20 protein-coding genes and 2 pseudogenes are annotated in these 25559 nt (G+C 33.4%); 21 read left to right on the top strand and 1 reads right to left on the bottom strand.

What is annotated here, in order from left to right:
• Positions 1-2: 2 nt before the first annotated feature.
• From infB to rny, 20 genes and pseudogenes are all read left to right on the top strand, one after another.
• Positions 3-2156: a translation initiation factor IF-2 gene (gene infB, locus AK212_RS03910; protein ID WP_053029326.1), complete on the top strand. Its 2154-nt coding sequence runs from the start codon at positions 3-5 to the stop codon at positions 2154-2156.
• A gap of 478 nt (positions 2157-2634) precedes the next feature.
• Positions 2635-3231, top strand: coding sequence for a DUF5780 domain-containing protein (locus AK212_RS03915; protein WP_053029327.1), 597 nt, complete (start codon positions 2635-2637; stop codon positions 3229-3231).
• A 137-nt stretch (positions 3232-3368) separates the two neighbouring features.
• Positions 3369-3719, top strand: coding sequence for a 30S ribosome-binding factor RbfA (gene rbfA, locus AK212_RS03920; RefSeq protein WP_053029328.1), 351 nt, complete (start codon positions 3369-3371; stop codon positions 3717-3719).
• A gap of 316 nt (positions 3720-4035) precedes the next feature.
• A complete protein-coding gene (truB, locus tag AK212_RS03925; protein WP_053029329.1) occupies positions 4036-4953 on the top strand; it encodes a tRNA pseudouridine(55) synthase TruB in 918 nt (305 codons plus the stop codon).
• Between the two features lie 14 nt (positions 4954-4967).
• Positions 4968-5939 (top strand): bifunctional riboflavin kinase/FAD synthetase, encoded by a 972-nt coding sequence (locus AK212_RS03930; RefSeq protein ID WP_053029330.1) that lies wholly within the window; start codon positions 4968-4970, stop codon positions 5937-5939.
• Between the two features lie 113 nt (positions 5940-6052).
• Positions 6053-6322, top strand: a complete 270-nt coding sequence (rpsO, locus tag AK212_RS03935) for a 30S ribosomal protein S15 (protein WP_053018906.1) — start codon at positions 6053-6055, stop codon at positions 6320-6322.
• A gap of 135 nt (positions 6323-6457) precedes the next feature.
• Positions 6458-8560, top strand: coding sequence for a polyribonucleotide nucleotidyltransferase (gene pnp / locus AK212_RS03940; protein WP_053029331.1), 2103 nt, complete (start codon positions 6458-6460; stop codon positions 8558-8560).
• Positions 8561-8946: 386 nt separating this feature from the next.
• On the top strand, positions 8947-10620 hold the full coding sequence (gene rnjB, locus AK212_RS03945) for a ribonuclease J2 (RefSeq protein WP_053029332.1): 1674 nt from the start codon (positions 8947-8949) through the stop codon (positions 10618-10620).
• Positions 10621-10859: 239 nt separating this feature from the next.
• A pseudogene (locus AK212_RS13980) lies at positions 10860-11720 on the top strand (cell division protein FtsK); the annotation flags it as partial.
• Between the two features lie 99 nt (positions 11721-11819).
• A pseudogene (locus AK212_RS13985) lies at positions 11820-13277 on the top strand (DNA translocase FtsK); the annotation flags it as partial.
• Positions 13278-13280: 3 nt separating this feature from the next.
• Positions 13281-13997: a GntR family transcriptional regulator gene (locus AK212_RS03955; RefSeq protein WP_053029409.1), complete on the top strand. Its 717-nt coding sequence runs from the start codon at positions 13281-13283 to the stop codon at positions 13995-13997.
• Positions 13998-14022: 25 nt separating this feature from the next.
• Positions 14023-15297: an EF-P 5-aminopentanol modification-associated protein YfmF gene (gene yfmF / locus AK212_RS03960; RefSeq protein ID WP_053029334.1), complete on the top strand. Its 1275-nt coding sequence runs from the start codon at positions 14023-14025 to the stop codon at positions 15295-15297.
• On the top strand, positions 15297-16586 hold the full coding sequence (gene yfmH / locus AK212_RS03965) for an EF-P 5-aminopentanol modification-associated protein YfmH (RefSeq protein ID WP_053029335.1): 1290 nt from the start codon (positions 15297-15299) through the stop codon (positions 16584-16586). The genes yfmF and yfmH overlap by 1 nt, the downstream gene beginning before the upstream one ends.
• Positions 16586-17290, top strand: a complete 705-nt coding sequence (gene ymfI, locus AK212_RS03970) for an elongation factor P 5-aminopentanone reductase (protein WP_053029336.1) — start codon at positions 16586-16588, stop codon at positions 17288-17290. Before yfmH ends, ymfI begins: the two co-directional genes overlap by 1 nt.
• 129 nt (positions 17291-17419) lie before the next feature.
• A complete protein-coding gene (locus AK212_RS03975; protein WP_016930681.1) occupies positions 17420-18250 on the top strand; it encodes a YmfK family protein in 831 nt (276 codons plus the stop codon).
• A 21-nt stretch (positions 18251-18271) separates the two neighbouring features.
• On the top strand, positions 18272-18664 hold the full coding sequence (locus AK212_RS03980; RefSeq protein WP_053029337.1) for a helix-turn-helix domain-containing protein: 393 nt from the start codon (positions 18272-18274) through the stop codon (positions 18662-18664).
• A 33-nt stretch (positions 18665-18697) separates the two neighbouring features.
• Complete coding sequence (gene pgsA / locus AK212_RS03985; RefSeq protein WP_053029338.1) at positions 18698-19273, top strand: CDP-diacylglycerol--glycerol-3-phosphate 3-phosphatidyltransferase; 576 nt, start codon at positions 18698-18700, stop codon at positions 19271-19273.
• A gap of 157 nt (positions 19274-19430) precedes the next feature.
• Positions 19431-20552: a CinA family nicotinamide mononucleotide deamidase-related protein gene (locus tag AK212_RS03990; RefSeq protein ID WP_053029339.1), complete on the top strand. Its 1122-nt coding sequence runs from the start codon at positions 19431-19433 to the stop codon at positions 20550-20552.
• A 197-nt stretch (positions 20553-20749) separates the two neighbouring features.
• Complete coding sequence (gene recA / locus AK212_RS03995; protein ID WP_053029340.1) at positions 20750-21796, top strand: recombinase RecA; 1047 nt, start codon at positions 20750-20752, stop codon at positions 21794-21796.
• 671 nt (positions 21797-22467) lie between these two features.
• On the top strand, positions 22468-24027 hold the full coding sequence (rny, locus tag AK212_RS04000; protein WP_053029341.1) for a ribonuclease Y: 1560 nt from the start codon (positions 22468-22470) through the stop codon (positions 24025-24027).
• A 325-nt stretch (positions 24028-24352) separates the two neighbouring features.
• Here rny and AK212_RS04005 read toward each other — a convergent pair whose 3' ends face one another.
• Positions 24353-24568: a hypothetical protein gene (locus AK212_RS04005; protein ID WP_053029342.1), complete on the bottom strand. Its 216-nt coding sequence runs from the start codon at positions 24566-24568 to the stop codon at positions 24353-24355.
• A 159-nt stretch (positions 24569-24727) separates the two neighbouring features.
• Between AK212_RS04005 and AK212_RS04010 the strand changes: the two genes are divergently transcribed.
• On the top strand, positions 24728-25522 hold the full coding sequence (locus tag AK212_RS04010) for a TIGR00282 family metallophosphoesterase (RefSeq protein WP_053029343.1): 795 nt from the start codon (positions 24728-24730) through the stop codon (positions 25520-25522).
• The last annotated feature ends 37 nt before the right edge of the window (positions 25523-25559 follow it).

A 25559-nucleotide genomic window follows, 5' to 3' on the forward strand; every position in this document is an offset into this window, starting at 1 on the left:
ATATGAGTAAAAAAAGAATTTACGAATATGCGAAAGAATTAAATGTTAAGAGTAAAGAGATTATAGATGAGTTAAAAAGTATGAATGTTGAAGTTTCTAACCATATGCAAGCGTTAGAGGACGATCAAATTAAATCGCTTGATAAAAAGTTTAAACCACAAGAAAGTGGTAATGATACGAAACAAAACACTCAAAATAATCACCAAAAACAACAAAACAATAACAATAATAAAAATAATAAACAAAATAACAAAGGTAACGCGAATCAAAAAGGCAATCATAACAACAAAAATAACAATAACAAAGGCAATAACAAAAATAATAAAAACAACAAGAATAACAAAAACAATAAAAATAATAAAGGTAACAAAAACAACAAGCCGGCAGCAGAACCAAAAGAAATGCCTTCTAAAATCACATATGAAGAAGGTATCACAGTTGGCGAATTAGCTGATAAACTTAATATTGAATCAGCAGGAATTATTAAAAAGTTATTCTTATTAGGTATTGTTGCCAATATTAACCAAGCGTTAGATGAAGAAACATTAGAATTAATTGCCGACGATTATGGTGTTGAACTTGAGAAAGAAGTCGTAGTGAACGAAGAAGATTTATCAATTTATTTTGATGAAGAAGAAGATGATCCTGATGCAATTGAACGTCCAGCGGTAGTTACTATTATGGGACACGTTGACCATGGTAAAACAACATTACTTGATTCAATTCGCCACACTAAAGTAACAGCAGGAGAAGCGGGTGGAATCACACAACATATCGGTGCTTATCAAATTGAAAATGCAGGCAAAAAAATCACATTCCTTGATACGCCAGGACACGCAGCATTTACTACAATGCGTGCGCGTGGTGCACAAGTAACAGATATCACAATTCTAGTTGTTGCAGCCGATGATGGTGTAATGCCACAAACCATTGAAGCAATTAACCATGCTAAAGAAGCTAATGTTCCTACAATTGTAGCAGTGAATAAAATTGATAAACCAACTGCAAACCCTGATCGTGTAATGCAAGAATTAACCGAATATGGTTTAATTCCTGAAGATTGGGGCGGTGAAACAATCTTTGTTCCACTTTCAGCATTAAGTGGTGACGGTATTGATGATTTATTAGAAATGATTGGTTTAGTTGCTGAAGTACAAGAATTAAAAGCGAATCCTAATAAACAAGCGATTGGTACAGTAATTGAAGCAGAATTAGATAAATCTCGTGGTCCTGCCGCTTCATTATTAGTTCAAAATGGTACTTTAAACGTTGGAGATTCTATCGTAGTAGGTAATACATTTGGACGAATTCGTGCAATGGTTAACGATTTGGGCCAAAGAATTAAATCAGCTGGTCCTTCTACGCCTGTTGAAATTACAGGAATTAACGATGTACCGTTAGCCGGGGACCGCTTCGTTGTCTTCAAAGATGAGAAACAAGCGCGTCGTATTGGTGAAGCGCGTCATGAAGCTAGCGTTATTCAACAACGTCAAGAAAGCAAAAATGTATCATTAGATAATTTATTCGAACAAATGAAACAAGGTGAAATGAAAGACCTCAATGTTATTATCAAAGGTGACGTTCAAGGTTCAGTTGAAGCACTTGCCGCTTCCCTTATGAAGATTGATGTTGAAGGCGTTAACGTGCGCATTATTCATACAGCAGTTGGTGCAATTAATGAATCAGACGTTACATTAGCTAATGCGTCAAATGGTATTATCATTGGTTTCAATGTGCGTCCTGACGCAGGTGCTAAACGTGCTGCAGAAGCTGAAAATGTTGATATGAGACTTCATCGTGTTATTTATAACGTTATTGAAGAAATTGAATCAGCTATGAAAGGTTTACTTGATCCTGAATTTGAAGAACAAGTCATCGGACAAGCTGAAGTACGTCAAACATTCAAAGTGTCTAAAGTTGGTACAATTGCAGGTAGTTATGTTACTGAAGGTAAGATTACTCGTAACGCAGGTGTACGTATTATTAGAGACGGTATTGTGTTATTCGAAGGTGAATTAGACACATTGAAACGTTTCAAAGATGATGCTAAAGAAGTAGCCCAAGGTTATGAATGTGGTATCACAATTGAAAAATTCAATGATATTAAAGAAGGCGACATTATCGAAGCATTCGAGATGGTTGAAATCGAAAGATAAAACGATGAGTTATGAAGTGGACTGAGTCTGGGACATAATTTCATCAATATAGCCAGTAAATGAGTTTTTATAAATTCATTTACTGGCTTTTTCATTTTACAATACCTCGTATGAGAGGCGCGCTTGCCCAACTTGCTTAGTTTGTGAAATCTCTTTTCAAGATTTTTTATATTGGATCTCGCGTTCAACTACATTTCATTATCCTTTTAGATTTACTTACTTAAGTACTAGTGTGCTTCTTTTCATGAAATTAATGCTCCTAAAAAACAGTCTCGACAAAATGCTTCTTTATGCATAGACAAAATCTAAGTTCTCAAATCTCAAAATAAAAAAGTGCTTTAAAACTTTTTTATCTATTTATATTTTAAGACAAAAAAGTAAATAAAAAAGAAAAAGTTATATAATAATCATAATGAAAATTTTGATATTATATATTCATTATAAAAATTAAAATTTTGAGATTTCAAAGGGGAAACTTATGAAAAAATTTGCAAATTTAACAATAGGCTGTTGCTTGAGTGGGGTTATACTATTATCAGGATGTAGTTCTGTAAAAGCTGGAAAAGAAGGTGGAATGTTAACTTCATATAATGCAACATCACTTGATAAAAAATTAAATAATCAAGATGTGCACGTCGGGACAGTAAAGTTTATTGATAAAGACACTAATGATGGATATGTACGTGCGTTTGATCAATTAAATCCAATTATAGTAAATGAGAGTAATAAAGATATTAAAGAAGTGACTGTAGCAGTAGCAGCATGGGACAAAAACGGTTTACCGGTTAAACCTGAGTTTGCTATGGCTCTTAGTGGTGATTCTTATATTAACAATTACGTAGATGAAGAAATTAATTTGACCGGCCATGGAGATAGTAAGAAAGAAATATTTAATTTAAAAGATGATAAAGATATTGAAACATATAAGTTTATTGTTTCTGAATATAAAGATTTTGAAGGCCACACTTGGAAGAACCCACTTTATGATAAATTTGAGAAAATTTATGGTCAAAAACGATTAAAAGATATTAAAGGAAGCAAAAACACAACGATTTCAATTGAAAAAGAACATTAGAAATTTTGTTTTTAGCGCTAATAAGATATAATAAAATAGTGAATAAATTTTTATGATAAATTTAGTTTCTATGTCTTTACGAGCATAGTTATAAGGGTATAATGAAAAGACAAATTTTTTAAAGAGGTGAAATATCCATGAGTAACATGAGAGCAGAACGCGTTGGCGAACAAATGAAGAAAGAAATTATGGATATCGTAAATAATAAAGTTAAAGATCCTAGAGTGGGCTTTATCACAATTACAGATGTTGAATTAACAAACGACTTATCACAAGCCAAAGTGTACCTTACTGTGTTAGGTAGTGAAAAAGAGGTTAATGATACATTTAAAGCATTAGATAAAGCGAAAGGATTCATTAAATCTGAATTAGGTTCAAGAATGAGACTACGAATTATTCCAGAATTATTCTTTGAATATGATGAATCTATTGAGTATGGTAATAAAATTGAGAAAATGATTCAAGATTTGCATAAGCAAGATAGATAATTGTCTATTAACTAAGTTATAGCAATATACTTTGTTATTTTATTAACATTACAAATACAAATTGAACGAGAAATAGAATAAACACTAATTTTTAAGCTATTCAAAATAATCGTCGCCTATACGGGGGTGGGACAATAAATTCAAATCGAATGATGTTCCACTCCCGTCTCATTTTGAGTTTCAAGGGAATATTGATAGTAAGTGAAAAGTGTGATTTGCTAAGTCAATTTAAGTTATAACAATTAATTTTCATAACACATATTCAGTCAGATAAGTTATGATACATAGAGGTAGTTAAAATGAAGGACGTGAAAAAATGTATAACGGTATTTTACCCGTTTATAAAGAACGTGGATTGACGAGTCATGATGTCGTCTTCAAACTAAGAAAGATTTTAAAAACTAAGAAGATTGGTCATACTGGAACCTTAGATCCTGAAGTGTCAGGTGTATTGCCTATATGTATTGGTCCTGCAACGCGTGTAAGTGATTACGTCATGGACATGGGTAAATCCTATCATGCGACCATTACATTAGGAGAAAGTACTACTACTGAAGACCAGACGGGTGAAGTTATAGATAAAGTTGAGGTTCTTGAAAATGAGGTTAATACAACCGACATAGATGACGTTTTGAGAACTTTTGAAGGCCTTATAGAACAAATTCCACCCATGTATTCATCTGTTAAAGTCAATGGGAAAAAGTTATATGAATACGCAAGAAATGGTGAAACAGTTGAAAGGCCAGTGCGTCAAGTGAAAATTGATTTAATTGAGCGTACATCTGATCTCCAATTTGAAAATAAGAAATGTCATTTTAATATTAAGGTGAAATGTGGTAAAGGAACTTATATTCGTACACTCGCTACGGACATCGGTAAACAATTAGGTTATCCGGCACACATGTCTTTATTAACGCGAACGAATTCAGGTGGTTTTGATGTTGAGGATAGTCTCACATTAGAGCAAATTTCTCAATTACATGAGCAAGACGCATTACAATCGCAGCTTTTTCCTATAGAATATGGTTTGAAAAGTTTGCCGAAAATCAACATTTCTGATGAGAATATGAAAAAAAGAATATTAAATGGACAAAAGTTTAATAAAAGACTTTTTAATCAAATCATTGATGAACAATTAGTTTTTGTTGATTCTGAAACTCAGAAAGTAATGGCAATTTATGTTCAACATCCAGATAAAAAATATGAAATTAAACCTAAAAAAGTATTTAATTAAAGGAGTCAAAAGTTATGAAAGTGATAGAAGTAACCCATCCAATTCAAGAAGATCAATTGATAAAAGAAGACGTTGCGATGGCATTTGGCTTTTTTGATGGCATGCATCGTGGTCATCATAAAGTGTTCGAAGCGTTGGATGAGCGTGCTGCAGCGCGAAATCTAAAAAAGGCAGTTACAACATTTGATCCTCACCCTTCTGTCGTGTTAAATCCAGAACGTAAACGTACGGACTATTTAACACCACTTTCAGATAAACTTGAGATGATTGAACAACATGATGTAGATTATTGTATTGTAATCAATTTTTCATCACGCTTTGCGAGTGTAACCGCAGAAGAATTTGTCCAAGATTATATTATTAATAATCATGTGCAAGAAGTAGTTGCTGGATTTGATTTTACATATGGTAAATTCGGAAAAGGTAACATGTCTGTATTAAATGAAATGAATGAATTTAGCACAACCATTGTTGGTAAACAAGAGATGGAAACCGAAAAAATTTCCACTACAGCGATTAGGGAAGCTTTGAAAGAAGGTAATTTAAAAAAAGCCAATGAGCAATTAGGTTATCTATACAGAATTAAAGGGACAGTAGTACAAGGGGAAAAACGAGGTCGTACTATTGGATTCCCAACCGCAAATGTTCAACCAAGTGATGACTATGTATTACCTAAAAAAGGTGTTTACGCTGTAAGTATGGCAATTGGTGCCGAAAATAAAATCTATCGTGGTGTCGCTAATGTTGGTGTGAAACCTACTTTCCATGACCCATCAAAAGCTGAAGTAGTAATTGAAGTTAACATTTTTGATTTTAATGACAATATATATGGTGAACGTGTCATAGTATATTGGCATCATTACTTGAGACCAGAAGTGAAATTCGATGGTATCGATCCTTTAGTTGAACAAATGAACAATGATAAAGAAAAAGCTAAATACCTACTATCGGTTGATTTTGGTGATGATGTATCGTATAATATCTAAAGTTGAGTTCTAAGAAATGGAATTCACTACTATTATTCCTTTATCTTGGCGGGTTGAGACTCCGACGCCTAGCTCAGATTAAGGTGTATACAAATTTTAGGAGGAATTTAATTATGGCAATTACACAAGAACGTAAAAACGAAATTATCAAAGAATATCGCGTGCACGAAACTGACACTGGTTCACCAGAAGTACAAATCGCTGTTTTAACTGCAGAAATCGCTGCATTAAACGAACATTTACGTGAACACAAAAAAGATCACCATTCACGTCGTGGATTATTAAAAATGGTAGGTCGTCGTCGTCACTTATTAAACTACTTACGTAGTAAAGATATTCAACGTTACCGTGAATTAATTAAATCATTAGGTATTCGTCGTTAATTCTAATATATTAAGAGGAAAGCACCATTTAGTTTGGTACTTTCCTTTTTTTATCGTTTAATATTAAACACTAATATAAAATTTTAAAAATAAATGATATGATGTAGTTAATAGATTTCAGAGAGGAGATTCATAATGTCTCAAGAAAAAAAGGTATTTAAAACTGAGTGGGCTGGAAGATCGTTAACGATTGAGACAGGGCAACTAGCTAAACAAGCTAATGGTGCAGTGCTAGTACGCTACGGAGATACTGTCGTATTATCAACTGCCGTTGCATCTAAAGAACCACGTGATGGTGACTTTTTCCCATTAACAGTTAACTATGAAGAAAAAATGTATGCTGCTGGTAAAATTCCAGGAGGATTTAAAAAACGTGAAGGTCGTCCAGGGGATGAAGCAACATTAACAGCACGTCTAATCGATAGACCGATTCGACCACTATTCCCAAAAGGATACCGTCATGATGTTCAAATTATGAACACGGTGCTTAGTGCAGACCCAGATTGTTCACCAGAAATGGCAGCAATGATAGGTTCTTCAATGGCATTAAGTGTTTCAGATATCCCATTCCAAGGACCAATTGCTGGTGTGAACGTAGGTTATGTTGATGGTAAATATGTCATTAATCCTACCGTTGCAGAGAAAGAAGTTTCGCGCCTAGATTTAGAAGTTGCTGGACATAAAGATGCAGTAAACATGGTAGAAGCTGGTGCAAGCGAAATAACTGAGAAAGAAATGTTAGAAGCCATCTTCTTTGGTCATGACGAAATCAAACGTTTAGTAGCATTCCAAGAAGAAGTGATAGCACACATTCAACCAGTTAAGAAAGAATTCGTTCCTGTAGAACGTGATGAAGCATTAGTATCAAGAGTTAAAGCATTAACCGAAGAAAAAGGTCTAAAAGAAACTGTTTTGACTTTTGATAAGCAACAACGTGATGAAAATTTAGACACGTTAAAAGCTGAGATTGCAACTGAATTTATTGACGAAGCAGATCCTGAGAATGAATTGTTAATTGATGAAGTTTATGCAATTTTAAATGATTTAGTTAAAGAAGAAGTGCGTCGTCTTATCGCTGATGAAAAGATTAGACCAGATGGACGAAAACCAGATGAAATTAGACCGCTTGAATCAGAAGTTGGATTATTACCACGTGCACATGGTTCAGGGCTGTTCACACGTGGACAAACACAAGCTTTATCTGTGCTCACATTGGGTGCCTTAGGCGATTATCAATTAATTGATGGTTTAGGACCAGAACAAGAAAAACGTTTCATGCATCATTATAATTTCCCTAATTTCTCAGTAGGTGAAACTGGTCCAGTGAGAGCACCAGGTCGTCGAGAAATTGGACATGGTGCTTTAGGTGAAAGAGCATTAAAATACATTATTCCAGATACATCTGAATTCCCATATACTGTTCGTATTGTAAGTGAAGTATTAGAATCTAATGGTTCATCATCACAAGCATCTATTTGTGGTTCAACATTAGCTTTAATGGATGCAGGTGTGCCAATTAAAGCACCTGTTGCTGGTATAGCTATGGGGTTAGTAACACGAGAAGATAGTTATACAATACTTACAGATATTCAAGGCATGGAAGATGCATTAGGCGATATGGATTTCAAAGTGGCTGGTACAAAAGATGGTATCACTGCGATTCAAATGGATATTAAAATTGACGGTTTAACACGTGAAGTCATTGAAGAGGCTTTAGAGCAAGCTAGACAAGGTCGTTTAGCAATTATGGATCACATGCTACAAACGATTGATCAACCACGTAAAGAACTAAGTGCCTATGCACCTAAAGTGGAAATCATGCATATTAAACCTGAAAAGATTAGAGACGTTATTGGACCAGGTGGTAAGAAAATTAACGAAATCATCGATGAAACTGGTGTTAAATTAGACATTGAGCAAGATGGTACAATCTTTATTGGTGCAGTTGATCAAGACATGATCAATCGTGCGCGTGAAATTATTGAAGAAATTACACGTGAGGCTGAAGTAGGTCAAGTTTATAACGCAAAAGTTAAACGTATTGAAAAATATGGAGCATTTGTTGAATTATTTGCTGGTAAAGATGCGTTATTACACATTTCTCAAATTTCAAAAGAACGCATTAATAAAGTAGAAGATGTATTGAGTATTGGAGATACAATCGAAGTTAAAATTACTGAAATTGATAAACAAGGTCGCGTTAACGCATCTCACAAAGTATTAGATGAAAATAAATAAACAGTAAAGTGCTTGTTAGAAACGCATGTTTAACTTAGTCAATAACTGTTATTTTACTAGTATGAGAGTCTAGGATATAAAAAATATAATAATGCTATTTTGCAAATTAAAGTAGCTGACAGAACTGAGAAGGCATTTAGATCAAATTTTTCTCTGTTCTAGTCATCCATACGAGGGTGGGACACGAATTTAAGAAAAATTCTGTCCCACTTTCTTTTGTTTTGCGCGATTTAATAAATCAATCCCTATTTTTTTATTAAATACTAAATTCAATCATGACTATAATGCCCTGAGAAACACTTTAATAGTGTACATCCAACATAAATTAAATTATAATAAATTATGAGTTTATATGGACGGGGATTTTTATAATAGGAGGTAACATTTTGAGTTTAGTGAAAAAAAAGAATGACGATATTCGTATCATCCCACTTGGTGGTGTGGGCGAAATCGCAAAAAATATGTATATCGTTGAAGTAGACGATGAAATGTTTATGTTAGATGCGGGGTTAATGTTCCCAGAAGATGAAATGTTAGGTGTAGATATCGTTATTCCTGACATCCAATATGTCATTGATAATAAAGATAAATTAAAAGGAATCTTTTTAAGCCATGGTCATGAACATGCTATCGGTGCGGTTAGCTATATTTTAGAACAAATTGATGCACCTGTGTATGGTTCTAAATTAACGTTAGCGCTTGTTAAAGAAAATATGAAGTCTCGTAACGTTAAGAAGAAAGTTCGTTATTATACAGTTAATCACGATTCAGTTATGCGATTTAAAAATGTTAATATTACGTTCTTTAATACTACCCATAGTATTCCTGATAGTTTAGGTATTTGCATTCACACGTCATACGGTTCTATCGTATATACTGGTGAATTTAAATTTGACCAAAGTTTACAAGGACACTATGCACCTGATATCAAACGTATGGCTGAAATTGGTGAAGAGGGTGTCTTCGCATTAATTAGTGATTCTACAGAAGCTGAGAAACCAGGCTATAATACACCTGAGAATGTAATTGAATCGCATATTTATGATGCGTTTGCGAAAGTGAAAGGTCGTTTAATTGTATCTTGTTATGCTTCTAATTTTATTAGAATTCAACAAGTATTAAATACAGCAAGTAAATTGAACCGTAAAGTTTCATTTTTAGGTCGTTCATTAGAAAGTTCTTTTAATATTGCACGTAAAATGGGATATTTTGATATTCCTAAAGACTTATTAATTCCAATTAATGAAGTAGGAAATTACCCTAAAAATGAAGTCGTAATTATAGCCACTGGTATGGAAGGCGAACCTATCGAGGCATTGAGTCAAATGGCGCAACATAAGCATAAAATTATGAATATCGAAGAAGGAGATTCTGTATATTTAGCAATTACTGCATCAGCGAATATGGAAGTAATTATTGCTGATACATTAAATGAATTAGTGCGTGCAGGTGCATATATTATTCCTAATAATAAAAAAATTCATGCATCTAGTCATGGTTGCATGGAAGAATTAAAAATGATGATTAATATCATGAAACCTGAATACTTTATCCCTGTTCAAGGTGAATTTAAAATGCAGATTGCACATGCTAAATTAGCTAATGAAACTGGCGTAGCACCGGAGAAAATTTTCTTAGTTGAAAAAGGTGACGTTATACACTACGACGGTAAAGACATGGTATTAAACGAAAAAGTTAATTCTGGCAATATTCTCATCGATGGTATCGGTGTAGGAGATGTTGGTAATATCGTTTTAAGAGATCGTCATTTACTTGCAGAAGACGGTATTTTTATCGCAGTTGTTACATTGGATCCGAAAAACAGACGAATTGCTGCTGGTCCAGAAATTCAATCACGTGGATTTGTATATGTCCGTGAGAGTGAAGAATTAATGAAGGAAGCAGAAGAAAAGGTTCGTGAAATTGTTGAAGCAGGTCTTCAAGAAAAACGTATTGAATGGTCTGACATTAAACAAAATATGCGAGATCAAATCAGTAAATTGCTATTTGAAAGTACGAAACGTCGTCCAATGATTATACCAGTCATTTCTGAAATATAAGATATATTCAATCAAAAAGAGGTCGGGACAACATCACAGTTGTGTAATAATTTTAAAGGCAACGTTTGAGAATAGCCTTAATTATTCACTTTATTTTATGACGCTTTGAGTCTAAATGTGGTATGTATTGTTCCAACCTCTTTCGTACTTTTAAAAATATTAATAATACATATCGGAAAAATGAGAATTAGATGTTTTACAAAGAGTTACTAAGTGAGAAATAAAGAAGGTGTACGATTTTGCCACAAACTAAGAAAAAAACTACAACCCGTAAAAAGGGCGCAACAACCCGTAAATCGACTAAAAAAAAGCAACAGAAGAAGGACAGTTCTTTACGCTATGTTATTGCAATCATAATAGTCATTTTGTCGATTTTAGGAATGTTCCAATTAGGCATTGTGGGTCGAATGATAGATAGCTTTTTCAATTATTTGTTTGGAATGAGTCGCTATTTAACATACATATTACTCAGTTTAATTACGGTTTATATTGCAATGCAAAAGCAATTCCCTAAGACAAGACGTACTTTCGGATTGATATCGCTACAATTTGTGTTATTGATTACAACACAAATTATTTACCATTTTCAAAAAGGGGCGGTGTCTGAAAGAGAGCCAGTTCTATCTTATGTATACAAGGCTTATGAACATAGTCATTTTCCAAATTTCGGTGGTGGTTTAATAGGATTCTATTTACTTAAAATATTTATTCCACTTATTTCCATTGCAGGTGTCATCATCCTCACATTAGTTTTATTAAGTTCAAGTATTATACTATTGCTTAAACTTAGACATAGAGATGTTGTCAAATCTTTAATTGATAAAATGAAAAATTCGAGTCAAAGTGCGTCTTCTAATTTGAAAGAAAAAAGAGCACAAAATAAACTAAAAAAAGAAGCGCGTCAACGTGAAAAAGAAGCAGAGCGTGAGCGTCAAAGACAAAATGAATTTGAGCAAGAACAACTTGAGTCAGAGCAAATTAAAGATGTAAGTGATTTTCCGGAAGTTAATCCAGAACCGGAAGACATTCCTATTTATGGTCATAGTGAGTCGCAAGAAAATAAACAACCTCCTGTTAACAAGCGCAAGAAAAGACAATTTGGTATTAATAACGAAGATCATGCTAAAGAAGAAAATCAAAATAACGACAAGCATCAACATCATAATACAAAGTCAGATTCAGCTTCTAATGATGATCATCAAATGAACGGTTCAATTTCTGAAGCGGGAGAAGAGGCTAATGCTGCATATCACATTCCGCCATTATCATTACTTAATCAGCCAGCTAAACAACAAACAACGTCTAAGGCTGAAGTTCAACGTAAAGGCCAAATACTTGAATCTACAATGAAAAACTTTGGTGTTAATGCTAAAGTGAAACAGATTAAAATTGGGCCAGCCGTAACACAATATGAAATTCAACCTGCTCAAGGCGTTAAAGTAAGCAAAATTGTGAACTTACATAATGATATTGCACTTGCATTAGCAGCAAAAGATGTACGTATTGAAGCGCCAATACCTGGACGTTCAGCAGTAGGCATTGAAGTGCCAAATGATAAGATTTCATTAGTTACCCTTAAGGAAGTGCTTGAATCTAAATTTCCAGCAAGTAACAAATTAGAAGTAGGTCTTGGTAGAGATATTTCTGGTGAACCAATGACAATTCAATTGAATGAAATGCCACACCTTCTTGTCGCCGGTTCAACAGGTAGTGGTAAGTCTGTATGTATTAACGGTATTATTACTAGTATTCTATTAAACGCTAAACCACATGAGGTTAAGCTCATGTTGATTGACCCTAAGATGGTAGAATTAAATGTGTATAATGGGGTGCCACATTTACTAATACCAGTAGTGACCAATCCACATAAAGCCTCTCAAGCCTTAGAAAAGGTAGTGGCAGAAATGGAACGACGCTATGATTTATTCCAACATTCGTCTACACGTAACATTGAAGGGTATAATAAATTTATACGACGTCAAAATGAAGAACTCGATGAGAAACAAGCAGAATTACCATATATCGTAGTTATTGTAGATGAATTAGCTGATTTGATGATGGTTGCAGGTAAAGAAGTTGAGAATGCCATTCAACGTATTACTCAAATGGCCAGAGCAGCAGGCATTCATTTAATCGTTGCAACACAAAGACCATCAGTAGATGTAATCACTGGTATTATTAAAAACAACATTCCTTCACGTATTGCATTTGCCGTAAGTTCTCAAACTGACTCTAGAACAATTATTGGCTCTGGTGGAGCCGAAAAGCTACTCGGCAAAGGTGATATGCTCTATGTAGGTAATGGAGAGTCATCTCAAACGCGTGTACAAGGTGCTTTCTTAAGTGACCAAGAAGTTCAAGATGTTGTTAATTATGTTGTTGAACAACAAAAAGTGAATTATGTGAAAGAAATGGAACCAGATGCACCTGTAGACAAATCAGAAATGAAGAGTGAAGATGCTCTATATGATGATGCCTATATATTTGTTATTGAGCAGCAAAAAGCAAGTACGTCGCTATTACAGCGCCAATTTAGAATTGGCTATAATCGTGCTTCTAGATTAATGGATGATTTAGAACGAAACCAAGTTATCGGACCGCAAAAAGGTAGTAAACCAAGACAAGTATTAGTAAATTTAGATGATGAAGAGGTGTAAATGATGACAGAGACAAATGCAGCTTTTAAAGTTAAGGAGTATATTCTTAAGCAAATTAAAGAACAATCTTTAAAACCTGGTGATAAACTACCTAGCAATTTATCTATTGCCAGAGAATTGAATGTGAAAACAGACGATGTCTATGATGCAATTGGTGAACTCATTACTGAACAAGTTTTGACTGATAACTTTGAAGAAGGACCAAGTGTAAAGTCATTACACCCCTTCTTCTATCCATTAAATAAATTATTCAGCATTAACGATATGATTCAAGAAGCAGGTTACCACTCAGGAACTGAATATTTGAGTTTAGAGGAACAACCTGCCTCCATATTAGATGCACAAATGTTAGGCATTGAAGATAAACAACCAATTACAATTATCGAGCGTCTACGCACTGCAAATCATCAGCCAGTTATTTATTGTTTGGATAAAATTTCAAAAGATTATCTTACCTGTACTGATTATCAAATCAGTGATGGTTCCATGCTAAATGCAATTGAGACGAATACCGGTCATAAAGTTGCTTCTGCTGAAACAGAAGTTGAAGCAATTAGTTATGAGCCACATATTTCTGATATTCTGAACGCTTCTCCACATGAAGGTTTAATGCTATTAAAGGTTGTACACTATGATGAATTGGGTAAACCTATTTTATATTCTTTAAATTATGTGAAGAGCAGTTTAGTTAAATTTAAACTGACACGTACAAAAATATAGATTTGATATTAAGGAGTGTGGATGAATGTTAGAACAACAAATCAATCAAGACCAACACATACATATCGATGTGTTACCTACAGATAAATTTAAGACAACTATGATTACTTTCAAATTTATGGCACCTTTAAATTACGAAACCATCACAGCACGATCTTTACTTAGTAAATTATTAGTTCGTGCTACACAAAAATGGTCAACTGATAAAGCGTTTAGTAAACAACTGTCAGAATTATATGGTGCTTACATACATAGTTTTGTTTCTAAATTTAAAGATAAACATGTGATCACTATCTCATTAGAAATTGTTAATGAACGTTACCTCAAAGATTCAACACCACTTTTTGAAAAAGGATTGAATGTCTTATATGAAGTAATCAATAAACCACTCATTGAAAATAGTGCGTTTAACGAAACATTTGTTAATCAAGAAAAATCTTTACTAACTAAAAAAATTGAAGCTATTATCGATAATAAGGCGCAATATTCATTTTTAAATTTATTAAAATACATGTTTAAAGATGAACCGTATCGCTACTTAGCGACAGGGCAAATTGAGAAAATAAATACAATTACACCTGAAAGCTTATATCATACATATCAAAATATGATTAACAATGATCAATGTTCGGTTTATGTTGTTGGCAATGTAGATGAACAAGAGGTTAAGCAATTAATCAAATCGAAATTTATAATTAAACCATTTGAAATGACGCAATCTAATGAACCGTATTTAATGAATTCAAACTCAGAACCACAATATATTGTTGAAGAGGATGAAGTGGACCAAGCAAAATTAAATATGGGTTATCGCTTTCCAACGCGTTTTGGGGCACAAGATTATTATGCATTAGTAGTATTAAATACGATGTTTGGTGGGGACCCATCATCCGTTTTATTTAATGAAGTACGTGAAAAACAAAGTCTAGCCTATTCAATCCATTCACAATTAGATGGTAAAAATGGTTATCTCTTTGTATTAAGTGGTGTATCAGCAGATAAATTTGAACTTGCTAAAGATACAATCTTGGAAGAGTTTGATAAATTTAAACGTGGTGAGTTTGACGAGGATAAATTAGAACTCGCCAAAAAAATTATCATCTCTCATAGACATGAGATTGCCGATCGACCTAAAAGTATTATCGAAGTTATGCAAAATCAGTTACTTTTAGAACGTGTGCAAACTGATGAAAACTATATTAATCACATCCAAAAAGTTACTAAAGAAGATGTGGTAACTATGGCCAATAAAGCAAAACTTGATACGATTTATGCACTTACGAAGGGTGGTCATTCTTAATGAAAGAAACATATTATGAACTCATTGATGAGCGTGTATTTGAACATGAATTAGCTAATGGGTTACGTTTATTCGTTATTCCAAAAAAAGGGTTTCAAAAAACATTCGTAACGTATACAACTCAATTTGGCTCTCTAGATAATACTTTTAAACCACATAATCAAGATGCGTTTGTAACTGTACCAGATGGCGTTGCTCACTTTTTAGAGCATAAACTATTTGAAAAGGATGACACTGAAGATTTATTTACTGCATTTGCAAGTGATAATGCGCAAGTCAATGCATTTACTAGTTTTGATCGTACTAGTTATTTATTCAGTGCCACAGATAATGTTGAAAGTAATATTCTAAGATTATTAGAAATGGTAGAGACACCATTCTTTTCGAAGGAAACGGTTGATAAAGAAAAAGGTATTATCGCTGAAGAAATAAAAATGTATCAAGAACAACCTGGCTATAAAATTATGTTTAATACGCTACGTGCGATGTATCAAAATCATCCAATTAAAGTGGATATAGCTGGTAGCGTAGAGAGTATCTATAATATTACAAAAGATGACTTATATCTATGTTATGAAACATTTTATCATCCATCGAATATGGTGTTATTTGTAGTTGGCGATGTGAATCCAGAAAATATACGCGATATTGTTGAAACGCATGAAAATAAAAGAGATAAAACGAATCAACCTAGTATTGAAAGAGCGACTATTGATGAGCCAACTAAAGTGATAACACCTTTTGTAACTGAAGAAATGAAGCTACAGTCACCTAGGTTAATGTTAGGATTTAAAAATGAACCAACTAAGGCATCACCACAACAATATGTACAACATGATTTAGAAATGACGCTATTTTTCGAATTAGTATTTGGTGAAGAAACGGATTTCTATCAAACATTATTGAATGAAGATTTGATTGATGAATCATTTGGCTATCAATTTGTGCTCGAACCTACCTATTGTTTCTCAATCATTACGAGTGCGACACAACATCCAAATAAGTTGAAAGAAGTGTTATTAAATGAACTCAACATGCATCGCGGTAAATTGAAAGACCAAGAAGCATTTGATTTATTGAAAAAACAATTTATTGGTGAATATATTTCAAGTTTAAATTCTCCTGAATATATAGCGAATCAATATGCTAAATTATATTTTGAGGGTGTTAGTGTGTTCGATATGTTAGATATTATTGAGAATATAACATTAGATAGTATTAATGAAACAGCATCTAAGTTTTTAAATATTGATAATATGGTTGATAGTCGTTTGGAGCTTAAATCTTAATGAGAGCATTAGTACTTGGTGGCTCAGGAAGTATTGGTACAGCAATTGTAGAACGGTTATTAGAGGAAGGTAACGAAGTCATTGTTCAATATTTTCAATCTGATATAAATACGTTACAAGCTAAGTATGAAGGAGAAGCTGTTGAATTTATACAAGCTGATTTATCACAAGATATTGATTTGGAAGAAACGTTTGGCCATGTGAAACATATTGATTGCTTGATTTATAGTAGTGGTACAGCTTTGTACGGCTTACTACAAGATATGTCAGATAAAGATATTGATCATAGCTACAATCTTCATGTTAAGCAATTAATACGATGTTGTCGTTACTTTATAGACACAATACGTCATAGTGAATTTGGTCGAATTATTGTTATTTCGTCCATTTGGGGGGAAACAGGTGCAAGCATGGAGACCATTTATTCTACAATGAAGAGTGCTCAAATTGGCTTTGTTAAAGCGCTAAGCCAGGAATTAGCAATGACGAATGTCACTGTCAATGCAGTTACGCCTGGTTTTGTAAGTGGTAATATGGCACAATCATTTAATTCAGACGATATGGCGTCTATTTTAGCAGAGTTACCACAACAGCGAATGATAACTCCTGATGAAATTGCTCATACATGTGCTTATTTGTGGAGTCCACTTGCAAAAAGTGTTACTGGAACAATTCAAAAAGTCAATGGTGCTTGGTATATCTAATTTCAGACAGATTGAAAACGAAGAATAAAAAAATTTGTGTTTGTATTAAGTTCTAAATGCTATAATATGATTACTAATTTTTAATATTCCAATGGTAGGTTACCATTTTAAAACGAGGGGCGGATATTGATGACAGTAGCCGAAAAAAAAGAATGGTATCTTGAGTATGAAATCACGGTTAACCGAGCAGGTTTACTAGGAGATATTTCAAGTTTACTTGGCATGTTAGGCATAAGCATTGTTACGATTAATGGGGTAGATCAAGGCCGACGAGGTTTATTAATTAAAACAGATAGTCTTGAAAAAGTTAATCGCTTTGAACATATAATCAATGAACTTAGTGAAATAGAAATAACCAAATTAAGAGTGCCTGAATTGCGTGATAGATTAGCTGTAAGGCATGGACGTTATATTGAACAAGACGCTGATGATAAAAAGACATTTCGTTTTGAACGTGAAGATTTAGGATTATTAGTTGATTTTTTGGCTGAACTTTTCAAAGAGGAAGGTCATAAGTTGATTGGTATCAGAGGTATGCCACGTGTAGGAAAAACCGAATCTATAGTAGCTGGAAGCGTATGTGCTCACAAACGTTGGTTATTTATAAGCTCTACTTTAATTAAGCAAACTGTACGCAGTTCACTTATTAAAGGGGAATATGATTCAAATCATGTCTATATTATTGATGGCGCTGTCACTGCTAGAGAATCAAATCCTAAGCATCAAGAATTAGTTCGTGAAGTCATGACATTACCATCAATTAAGGTGGTTGAACATCCTGATTTATTTGTAGAATCAGGGAACTATAGCATGGATGATTTTGATTATATTATTGAATTGCGAGAGAATGAAAATCAAGAAATTGAATATGATCAAATGAAGCAACAAACGGTTAAAAGTAAAAATTCGCTAGACTTTGGAGAAGATATGTTTGGCGGAGGTTTTGGATTTTTTGAATAGTGGTTGTGGAGGCTTTTGAAAGTGAAGACAATTGGTGAAACATTGAAAGGTAGACGCGAAAGATTAGGTATGACTTTAGCAGAGTTAGAAGAGCGTACTCAAATTAAACGTGATACGCTTAAATTAATCGAAGAAAACCGCTTTGATGAATTAGCGAAAGTGGACTATGCAGAGGGATTTATTCGCCGATATGCGAGTGTAGTAAATATAGATTCATATCAATTGATACAAGCGCATCGTGAGGAAATACCGGATAGTCAACATCAATTAAATGAACTTCTGAACAGATACCATAATAATGAAGCGCCTACATATCGCACTAAAGATAAAGAACCTCTACAATTAATGATATTAATTGGCGGTATTATTGTAATTACGTTTATCTTATGGGTCTTAGCTGTGTTACTATTATAAAATAAGAGATAAAATTAGAAATGAGGCTTTAACATGAATATACCAAATCAAATCACGATTTTTAGGGTAATATTAATTCCAGTTTTCATTTTATTTGCTCTAGTGAACTTTGGATTTGGCAATGTATCTATTTTAGGTGGATTTGACATCCGCATTGAGCAACTTATTGCTGCAATTATCTTTATTGTAGCTTCTTTAAGTGACTTTCTTGATGGATACTTAGCTAGAAAATGGCAACTTGTAACGAATATGGGTAAATTTTTAGATCCTTTAGCCGACAAATTACTCGTTTCAAGTGCATTAATTGTTATGGTCCAATTAGGACTTACGAATTCTGTCGTAGCCATTATTATTATCGCACGTGAATTTGCAGTTACAGGATTACGATTATTACAAATTGAGCAAGGTTTTGTAAGTGCGGCAGGACAATTAGGCAAAATTAAAACTGCTGTGACTATGGTTGCAATTATCTGGATTTTACTGGGTGATTTATTAGCAACATGGATTGGCATTCAAATAGGCCAAGTATTACTTTATATTGGTGTTTTATTTACGATTTTATCTGGTATTGAATACTTTTATAAAGGTAGAGATGTTTTTAAACATTAAATTAGTGAAAATATAACCAAGAATACTAGTGAATAGAAAGACAACGCTATTCCTAGTTATTCTTGGTTTTTTAAGTTTAAATTTTAGAATAAGCGCCATTCGATGCATTATAATAATAGATGTCGTGTAAGAATTATCACTATAGGGAGAAATGAACATGAATATTTCAATTATTGCTGTAGGTTCAGAACTTTTATTGGGCCAAATTGCCAATACAAATGGACAATATTTATCAAGATTATTTAACAGTATTGGAAAAAGTGTCGTTGAACATACGGTTATTGGAGACAATCCGCAAAGATTAGAACGTGTAATTAAAGACGGGTTAAAACGATATGACACAATTGTGTTCACTGGAGGATTAGGACCTACGAAAGACGATTTAACAAAGCATACTGTTGCAAAAGTGCTTGGTAAAAATCTAGTAACTGATGCTACAGCATTAGAATATATAGAAAATTATTTTAAAGAACAAGGTCAAGAAATGACGCCGAATAATAAACAACAAGCGTTAGTTATTGAAGGTGCTAAAGTATTACAGAATCACTATGGAATGGCACCAGGTATGTTAGTGGAAATAGAAGATAAGAAAGTTATTTTGTTACCTGGTCCGCCAAGTGAAATGAAACCAATGGCCAAAAATGAATTATTACCTTGTTTAATGGATGACGATAGCGTTATTTTTTCAGAACAATTGAGATTTGCTGGAATTGGAGAATCTAAAGTTGAAACTGAATTAATGGATTTAATCGATCATCAAGATAACCCAACCATCGCACCGTTAGCTGGTACGCATGAAGTATATATAAGATTAACTGCCAATGCCGATACGAAAAATGAATGTAAAAACTTAATTGAACCTACTAAGAATGCAATTCTTGATAGAATTGGGAAATATTATTATGGTTCAGATGATATTGTAATTGAACAAGCACTAATGAATGCTATGGATACACGCTTTAGTCTATATGATGGTGTGACTAATGGCGCACTGTACACACGATTAAAAAATTATGATACCAATCATCTTTTAGAGGGACAATTGCCAGATTCCCGTGTCTTTATCTCTGAGATAGATAATATTGAAGATAAACTCAAAAACGCAACACAATATGTAAAAGATTTATATAAAACTAAATTGGGTATAGCGTTATTACATGATCAAGAGCAAGTTTATCTTGGATATAGCGATGAACGTGTATTTATATTTGAAACATTTAAAATGCCGTTAAAACGAAATATATTACAAAACAGAAGTCAAAATTATGCCATGATATAATTATTAAATTGGTTTAAATAATGTTTCTTTGTGAAAATATGAGCACTTATTGAGTACGTTTGTTCGATTTTGTGATTAGACACTTCAATAAAAGCGAACAAATATTCGCAAAAAAACTTGTAATTAGATTCAAATGAATGTATAGTATTAATTAAGATATTAATACGAGGATTAACTCATTAATAGGAGGTTTCGCTTTGGATAATGATCGTCAAAAAGCTTTAGATACAGTTATAAAAAATATGGAAAAATCTTTCGGTAAAGGTGCCGTTATGAAACTAGGCGACAACAAAGGACGTCGTGTTTCAAGTGTATCAAGTGGCTCAGTTACTTTAGATAATGCACTTGGTGTAGGAGGTTATCCTAAAGGTAGAATCATTGAGATTTATGGTCCAGAAAGTTCTGGTAAAACTACAGTAGCTTTACATGCTATTGCTGAAGTACAGAAGAATGGTGGCGTTGCTGCATTCATCGATGCCGAACACGCATTGGATCCAGTATATGCTGAAGCACTAGGTGTAGATATTGATAATTTATATCTATCACAACCAGACCATGGTGAACAAGGTTTAGAAATTGCCGAAGCTTTTGTTCGAAGTGGTGCAGTAGATATAGTAGTAGTTGACTCTGTTGCAGCATTAACACCTAAAGCAGAAATTGAAGGTGAGATGGGTGACACACATGTAGGACTTCAAGCCCGTTTAATGTCACAAGCACTACGTAAATTATCTGGTGCCATTTCAAAATCGAATACTACGGCTATATTCATTAACCAAATACGTGAAAAAGTTGGTGTTATGTTTGGTAACCCTGAAACTACACCAGGTGGACGTGCGTTAAAATTCTATAGCTCTGTACGTTTAGAAGTTCGTCGTGCTGAACAGTTAAAACAAGGACAAGAAATTGTTGGTAATAGAACTAAGATTAAAGTTGTAAAAAATAAAGTTGCACCTCCATTTAGAGTTGCCGAAGTAGACATCATGTATGGTCAAGGTATCTCTAAAGAAGGTGAATTGATTGATCTAGGTGTTGAAAATGATATCGTAGATAAGTCAGGTGCATGGTACTCTTATAACGGTGATCGCATGGGTCAAGGTAAAGAAAATGTAAAAACGTATCTTAAAGAAAATCCACAAGTTAAAGAAGAAATTGATCGTAAATTACGAGAAAAACTTGGTATTTTTGATGGTGATGTTGAGGATAAAGAAGAAGATGCGCCTCAAACATTATTTGATGAAGAATAGCGTTTAAAACTTTAATTTTGAATTAAACACATGTATATTAATTTACTTGAAACGTATGAGTAAACAAAACGATTCATTTAAATAGTTGCTTGAAACATGATAAGAGTCTTCTACATTTGATAAGCTACTTTCGTTATGGACAATGAAAAAAGTGTCAACAGAAGTAGTGTATTAGTAAAATGTAGTAGACTTTTTTGTTATATAAAAATAGAACTTTCAATGAATACATAGTTTGAGAAAACGTTATAAATAGTGATAGCAATTTACTATATGGCATAGAATTTAACAAACACTTAAATAAAATGAATTCAATTAAATAGATATCCCGGTTGTACATGACCCAACACAAGAAATCACACCAAGAAATTCAACAAGCAAAGCAAGTTGGGGATCGGGGCCCCAGCAAAGAGAATTTCCATAAGAAATTCAACAAGCAAAGCAAGGTGGGGATTGGGGCCCCAGCAAAGAGAATTTCCATAAGAAATTCAACAAGCAAAGCAAGCTGGGGATCGGGGCTTGGAATGAATGACCATCACACCAGTGCAATTTCATATCTTGACACTAACAAGTTAATAAACGTACAATTGATATGTATAATTATTATACATTCATAAAAATCATGAAGAGATTTTGATATACAAAGCAAATACCTAGAAAAAGGAGGTGTTTATGTGAATTTATTAAACCTCCTACTCATTTTGCTGGGGATTATTCTAGGGGTTGTTGTGGGGTATATTGTAGCCCGAAATTTATTGCATCAAAAGCAATTACAAGCTAGACAAACTGCTGATGATATTATTAAGCAAGGTCATAAAGAAGCTGATAATATCAAAAAAGAAAAATTATTAGAGGCAAAAGAAGAAAACCAAATCATAAGAGAACAAACTGAATCAGAACTACGTGAAAGACGTGGTGAGCTTCAAAGACAAGAAGCCCGACTTCTTCAAAAAGAGGAAAATTTAGATCGAAAATCTGATCTTCTTGATAAAAAAGATGAGATTTTAGAACAAAAGGAATCTAAACTTGAAGAAAGACAACAACAAGTAGATGCAAAAGAGAGTAGTGTTCAAACATTAATAATGAAGCATGAACAAGAATTAGAACGCATCTCCGGTCTCACTCAAGAAGAAGCTGTTAATGAACAACTTCAAAGGGTTGAACAAGAACTGTCACAAGATATTGCTGTACTTGTTAAAGAAAAAGAAAAAGAAGCTAAAGAAAAAGTTGATAAAAAAGCAAAAGAATTATTGGCTACTACCGTACAACGTTTAGCTGCTGATCATACGACAGAATCAACAGTTTCAGTAGTTAATTTACCAAATGATGAGATGAAAGGTCGCATAATTGGTAGAGAAGGTAGAAATATTAGAACTTTAGAAACATTAACAGGTATTGATTTAATCATTGATGATACACCAGAAGCAGTCATTTTATCTGGTTTTGATCCAATTAGACGTGAAATCGCGCGTACTGCATTAGTTAATTTAGTCTCAGATGGACGTATCCATCCAGGCAGAATAGAAGAAATGGTTGATAAAGCTAGAAAAGAAGTAGATGACATTATAAGAGATGCTGGTGAACAAGCCACATTTGAAATTAATGTTCATAACATGCACCCAGACTTAGTTAAAGTTTTAGGTCGTCTTAATTATAGAACAAGCTATGGTCAAAACGTCTTAAAACATTCAATTGAAGTAGCGCATTTATCAGGAATGTTAGCTGCTGAACTAGGGGAAGATGTCAGCTTAGCCAAACGTGCTGGATTGCTTCATGATGTAGGTAAAGCCATCGATCATGAAGTTGAAGGAAGTCACGTAGAAATTGGTGTTGAACTAGCTAAGAAATATGCAGAAAATGACACTGTCATTAATGCAATTCATTCACATCACGGTGATGTAGAACCTACGTCAATCATATCTATTTTGGTAGCAGCTGCTGATGCATTATCTGCAGCAAGACCAGGTGCTCGTAAAGAGACATTAGAGAATTATATACGTAGATTGGAACGTTTAGAAACACTTTCTGAAGGTTATGATGGTGTTGAAAAAGCATTCGCAATCCAAGCAGGTCGAGAAATAAGAGTCATTGTATCACCTGAGGAAATAGACGACTTGAAGTCACACAGGTTGGCTAGAGACATTAAATCACAAATTGAAGATGAACTACAATATCCTGGTCACATCAAAGTGACAGTTGTAAGAGAGACAAGAGCAGTAGAGTATGCGAAATAATTTTTAACAGATCCAATTTTTGGATCTGTTTTTTTGTGCCTTTAAAGTGTCATTTAATAGTTAAAAATGAGGCCATACCGTAAAAGAAGTATCAGGTGAACTTTAATATATGAAAGGGAGAACTTGAAAATTAAATGACCATTTGTCATACTTCAATTTTAAGATATAAAAAGGAGCAAGATAAATTTCTTTATCTCACTCCGAGCCAATGATTGAACATTAATGCAAATGTACAACTTAACACTTAAAATTCAATCGCTTATAATAATTGTTAAATGTAAACTTAAAATATTTTTGTGTTTTACTTAATTGATGATTTAATAAATTATTTAAGTTGTAAATCAGTTTTTTTCAATTCAGAAATAATTTCTGCTGTATCATAACAATTAGTAGCAATATTTGAGTATCTTTCCGCTAAACGATAAGCATTGATGTATAATTCAAGACTTTCTTTAGCAATGTCTTCTGCATCTTCTGATTTAGACGGATTAGATTTTACCACTAATTCTGCAAACTTCTCTGGATCAATATTAATTGACATGTAAATTTTACAACTCCTATTATTTTTGTTAAATCTATCTTAACATATGTTGTATACATGCTAAAGTAAATAGATATCTAATTTAAAAAGAGTGAGAATATCCTCTTTTATTATAGCCCTATATGAATTAAACTATTTTTATGAGAGGATGAACATTCAATGAGAATATTATTTATTGGCGATATCGTAGGAAAAGTTGGAAGAAATGCGATTGCTGAATATTTACCTAAAATTAAACAATCTTATAGACCGACTGTAAGTATCGTTAATGCTGAAAATGCAGCACATGGTAAAGGTTTAACTGAAAAATTGTATAAGCAATTATTAAGAGATGGTGTAGATTTCATGACAATGGGCAATCATACATATGGACAACGTGAAATTTATGATTTTATTGATAATGCAAATAGAATGGTTAGACCAGCAAATTTTCCTAGTGAAGCACCTGGTGTAGGTATGAGATTTATTCAAATTAATGATATTAAATTAGCGATTATAAATTTACAGGGACGTTCATTTATGCAAGATATAGATGACCCTTTTAAAAAAGCTGATCAACTAATTGAAGAAGCTAAAAAAGAAACGAATTACATTTTTGTAGATTTCCACGCGGAAACGACATCAGAAAAAAACGCAATGGGATGGTATTTAGATGGCAGAGTCAGTGCGGTAGTTGGAACGCATACACATATTCAAACATCGGATGAACGTGTGCTTCCTAATGGTACGGGTTATATCACAGATGTAGGTATGACAGGGTATTATGACGGAATACTCGGAATTAATCGTGATGAAGTCATTGAACGATTTATCACAAGCTTGCCACAACGTCATGTTGTGCCGAATGATGGCAGAAGTGTTCTTTCAGGTGTTATTATAGATTTAGATAAAGAAGGAAAAACTAAGCATATTGAAAGAATACTCATCAACGACGATCATCCTTTTAATAAATAATTTGAAACCATTCATAGACGATTGGATATAGTCCATT

This window comes from Staphylococcus borealis, assembly GCF_001224225.1.
Taxonomy (GTDB): Bacteria; Bacillota; Bacilli; order Staphylococcales; family Staphylococcaceae; genus Staphylococcus; species Staphylococcus borealis.

Bases quoted from the DNA above. Each gene is read 5' to 3' on its own strand.
- yfmF (WP_053029334.1), top strand. From the start codon at position 14,023: ATGTTAGAACAACAAATCAATCAAGACCAACACATACATATCGATGTG.
- AK212_RS03930 (WP_053029330.1), top strand. From the start codon at position 4,968: ATGAAAGTGATAGAAGTAACCCATCCAATTCAAGAAGATCAATTGATA.
- pgsA (WP_053029338.1), top strand. From the start codon at position 18,698: ATGAATATACCAAATCAAATCACGATTTTTAGGGTAATATTAATTCCA.
- AK212_RS03915 (WP_053029327.1), top strand. From the start codon at position 2,635: ATGAAAAAATTTGCAAATTTAACAATAGGCTGTTGCTTGAGTGGGGTT.
- rbfA (WP_053029328.1), top strand. From the start codon at position 3,369: ATGAGTAACATGAGAGCAGAACGCGTTGGCGAACAAATGAAGAAAGAA.
- ymfI (WP_053029336.1), top strand. From the start codon at position 16,586: ATGAGAGCATTAGTACTTGGTGGCTCAGGAAGTATTGGTACAGCAATT.
- AK212_RS04010 (WP_053029343.1), top strand. From the start codon at position 24,728: ATGAGAATATTATTTATTGGCGATATCGTAGGAAAAGTTGGAAGAAAT.
- AK212_RS04005 (WP_053029342.1), bottom strand. From the start codon at position 24,568: ATGTCAATTAATATTGATCCAGAGAAGTTTGCAGAATTAGTGGTAAAA.
- pnp (WP_053029331.1), top strand. From the start codon at position 6,458: ATGTCTCAAGAAAAAAAGGTATTTAAAACTGAGTGGGCTGGAAGATCG.
- truB (WP_053029329.1), top strand. From the start codon at position 4,036: ATGTATAACGGTATTTTACCCGTTTATAAAGAACGTGGATTGACGAGT.
- infB (WP_053029326.1), top strand. From the start codon at position 3: ATGAGTAAAAAAAGAATTTACGAATATGCGAAAGAATTAAATGTTAAG.
- AK212_RS03955 (WP_053029409.1), top strand. From the start codon at position 13,281: ATGACAGAGACAAATGCAGCTTTTAAAGTTAAGGAGTATATTCTTAAG.
- yfmH (WP_053029335.1), top strand. From the start codon at position 15,297: ATGAAAGAAACATATTATGAACTCATTGATGAGCGTGTATTTGAACAT.
- AK212_RS03975 (WP_016930681.1), top strand. From the start codon at position 17,420: ATGACAGTAGCCGAAAAAAAAGAATGGTATCTTGAGTATGAAATCACG.
- AK212_RS03990 (WP_053029339.1), top strand. From the start codon at position 19,431: ATGAATATTTCAATTATTGCTGTAGGTTCAGAACTTTTATTGGGCCAA.
- rpsO (WP_053018906.1), top strand. From the start codon at position 6,053: ATGGCAATTACACAAGAACGTAAAAACGAAATTATCAAAGAATATCGC.